This is a genomic window from Sporomusaceae bacterium, assembly GCA_031460455.1.
Lineage (GTDB): Bacteria > Bacillota > Negativicutes > Sporomusales > UBA7701 > Anaeroselena.
Map to the genome: position 1 here is coordinate 1 of JAVKTQ010000035.1, position 3,886 is coordinate 3,886.

The 3,886-nt window shown below is 46.6% G+C and carries 4 protein-coding genes; all 4 read left to right on the plus strand.

The features are described from left to right. A partial coding sequence (locus RIN56_20510) for a Fic family protein (protein ID MDR7869177.1) occupies window positions 1-1,297 on the plus strand: 1,297 nt, incomplete at its 5' end. Window positions 1,298-1,359: 62 nt separating this feature from the next. Continuing rightward, window positions 1,360-2,061 (plus strand): metallophosphoesterase, encoded by a 702-nt coding sequence (locus RIN56_20515; protein MDR7869178.1) that lies wholly within the window; start codon window positions 1,360-1,362, stop codon window positions 2,059-2,061. 802 nt (window positions 2,062-2,863) lie between these two features. Then, window positions 2,864-3,640 (plus strand): IclR family transcriptional regulator, encoded by a 777-nt coding sequence (locus tag RIN56_20520; GenBank protein MDR7869179.1) that lies wholly within the window; start codon window positions 2,864-2,866, stop codon window positions 3,638-3,640. 123 nt (window positions 3,641-3,763) lie between these two features. After that, window positions 3,764-3,886 (plus strand): 4Fe-4S binding protein (locus RIN56_20525; protein MDR7869180.1); only part of this gene is annotated, 123 nt, incomplete at its 3' end.

Here is a 3,886-nt window from a genome sequence, read left to right on the forward strand (position 1 = left end):
AACACGCTGTTCGAACAGAAACAACAGTAACCCGTCGCCACAAACATGCAAATTTCAAACGCCACTTTCATGCAAAATCAAATCGGCATTGACATGCCGCGAGCCGTTGACTACGACAAGATTGTTCGCTTGGCATTCCGGTCTTTTTCCTTCGGGGACGAGTGAACTGAAGAAGATTCGTGCTGGTGCCTGGCGGACAGATGAGGCGGGGCCGATGCGGGTCATATCAGGACCGGTAGGACGCGAAAAAATTCATTATGAAGCGCCGCAGGCTAATCGCATCGAAGCAGAGATGGCCGCCTTCCTGGAGTGGTTCAACGGCAACGACGTCACCAACCTGGTACTGCGCGCCGGTATAGCCCATCTCTGGTTCGTCACCATCCACCCCTTCGAGGACGGCAACGGCCGTATCGCCCGGGCGATCGCAAACATGCTGCTTGCACGATCAGAACACGGACCGATGCTGTTTTACAGCTTATCAGAACAGATTTTCAAAGAGCGCAATAACTATTACAGAACACTCGAACATGCCCAGAAAGGTACACTTGATATCACGGATTACCTAAGCTGGTTCCTTGAGTGTATTGGTCAAGCAATTAGTACTGCGGCCCGCATGATCGAGATTTTGAAACGCAAGGCGTACTTCCAAGACGAGGTATTTCCGAAGCTAAATATTCGCCAAAGGGTGGTAATAGGCAAGTTGTTAGACGACTTTAAGGGCAAGCTCACACAAACAAAATGGAGCAAACTAGCAAAATGTACCAGAGACGCGGCAGAAAGTGATATAGATGACCTGTTGACCCGCGGAATACTTGTGAAAAATCTGTGTAACAGCCGTGTCGCGAGTTACTCGCTGGCGGGTGTCAGCAACAGCAATTACCGCGAAGCAATGGCGAAAGCAGCGGAAGATAATGAATTTATCGCAGACAGCAAAGAAGTTGAGCGGGATTTTACGACTCTCGACGCAGAGGTAACTAATTCTGATGAAGACTTAGCCCGATATGCCAATAAACCCACATACGGACGTGACGAAAACGGCGTTTTTCGACTATATCCGGATGGGCGCAAAAAATACTTCCGGGAGAAACGCTTCTGCATACTAAGTTGCCAACCACTGAATCCCCCACTGGAGGCGATAGAGATCACAATAAAAAGGGCTATCGCCAAGATTCATGCCGCCGGATTGTCAACAGTTCACTGCGACGAAAGAGGGCGCGTGTATTTACTTTACCCAGATGGACGTAAAAAATACTGTAAGCCAGTTAGATCGTCTTCAGAGCAAGAATCGGATGATTGACTGAACATAGAATAAAGAATTGACCAGGCACCAAGTTCTAAGTCATACAGGAGGGCAAAAGAATGAACCCCAAAATTTATATTACAGGGGATACCCATGGAATGATCGATTCCCCAAAACTCAACCTTGAATCTTTTCCAGTCCAAACTCTACTTACTCGGCAAGATTATGTTATTATCGCCGGTGATTTTGGCGGTGTCTGGACGGGAACAAACCAGGACGATGAGGTTCTTGATTGGTACAGCGAAAAACGCTTTACAGTGCTTTTTGTTGATGGAAATCATGAGGGGTTCGATGCTTTGGAACGTTATCCGATAGAGGATTGGAACGGCGGTAAAGTGCACCGCATTCGGCCAAACGTGCTTCATCTGATGAGGGGTCAGGTATTTGACCTTGGTGGTATGAAGTTCTTCGTTTTCGGTGGAGCGTTATCTGTAGATAAAGTATACCGCCAGGCCCATGTATCTTGGTGGCCGCAGGAAATACCGTCGAAAGCGGAAGAAGATGAAGCTTTGAGGAACCTTGAAAGGCACAACTTCATGGTCGATTTTGTCGTCACTCATACAGCGCCAACCCATATCAGCGAAAATTTGGCCCAGTTTCAAATAGATGATCCCACTTGCCGTATACTGGACCGGTTTGAACAGCTAATAAACTATAAGAAATGGTATTTTGGTCATTATCACAGAGATGTTGATATAAACGGCCAATTCGTAGCGCTTTTTAATCGGGTTGTGATAGTACAGCTTTTTGAGGGGGGTTAACTGTGTACGAATACCTGCGATGTGACTGCTGTAAGTATGTTCCGGATGAATTTGATATGGCCCAGACAGATTACTATTATTTGGAGGTATGCCATCACTGCGGGCGGAAAGTATGTCCATATTGTCTGATTGTTAGCGTAGCAACTTCAGCGGAAGAACTATTTCAGCAACTCAGAGAAAAAGACGAGGATAATTTGCGCTGGCAGGCTCGTTGTCTAATATGCAGCGGGAAGAATGATAATATTCGGGGGTTTCACGACGCTTTTACATTTTGGCGCGCGTTGAAGAGGGAATATGGGATGAAGCTTGACTTTTGAGTGGAGGAGTGACCGCAATGCGGTTGGTAGATGCTTTAGTTAAAGAATACGTCATGGTTGGCGAAAAGATTGAGGTCTATAGAAAGAAACTTACCAATGCTAGTATGAGGCATTTACAGACCGCACCCAAATGGTGCAAAAAAAATATATAGTAGAGAAAAAATGACCTGGGAAGAATGTTTAGGCAGATATGCGACCGTTATTTCACTAAGGCATGGTACATCACTTGTACTTTCTGTACAACTACTTATAAGCAATGGTGGGGAAGGCATAGATATCAATAAATACAAAAAACGATTCTGTCGCGCTAGGTGGAATGGGCCAATACGCGAAATACATGTCGAGTGTGTAGCTATTCGCGTAAGATTGCGGTAACGCCGTAAATTTATTTATGCCTTGCAGGAATTTTGCGGAAAAGATTGAATATGTTCTTAGAAAAACAGAACAGCGTACGACATAGTAGGACGCGATGGGTGGTGAGCTGGTTGGAAGACAAAGGTAAGAACAAAATAATACAATCTTTAGCTCGGGCGATGAGCATTCTGGAATATTTGGCCGATTGCAAGGGCGGTGACGGGCTGAGTAACATCAGTCGAGGTTTGGGTTTGAGCAAAAGTACCACTCATAGTCTTATATCAACAATGGAGCAGTTAGGATATGTGCACCAAGACCAGATTAGCGGTAAGTACGCCCTTGGCCTGAAAATTTTTGAACTTGGCCAAGTTGTGCACGCAAGCATGGATCTTCGCACAATTGCCATGCCTTATTTGCATTCTTTAGCCCAGAAGTATCAGGAAACGGTGCACTTAGCGGTACTATCCAGGGGCGAAGTGGTTTATATCGATAAGGTTGATAGCCCGCATTCAATTAGGATAATTTCTCATGTTGGCGGTCGCAATCCAGCTCACTGCACCGGTGTAGGCAAGGTTCTGCTCGCCGGACTCCCAGAAGAGGAGATGGAGAGGGTTATCCGCGATAAGAAGCTGCAACGCTTTACGCCCAATACCGTTACCGACCCGGTCAAGCTTAAAGCCCACCTGGCCAAAGTCCGTCAAGAGGGATACGCAGAGGATCGGGAGGAAATTGAAATTGGACTGAGCTGTGTAGCGGCCCCACTGAAGAATCACCGTGGTGTGGTCATCGCTGCCATCAGTCTTTCGGGTCCGACCGGCCGGGTAGCAAACGGCAATATACACGACTTGACGACCGACGTGGTCGACGCTGCCCGACTTATATCCGCTCAACTGGGCTATAAAGATTAAGACCAGGTGTATCATTGAATATCTTATTATTCGTTATTATCGGAACACTGTACGATAATGCCGGACGATTAAGCCTGGATGAAACCTGGTATCAAAGCTACCCACACATTAAGGAGGGGTAATATGAAACTCATCTCAGTAAAACCCGTTGTCGATACGGGAAAATGTATCGGCTGCGGCATATGCACGAAAGTGTGTCCGTCGTTGGCTATTACGCTAAAGGACAGGAAAGCGGCCGTCAAGCTG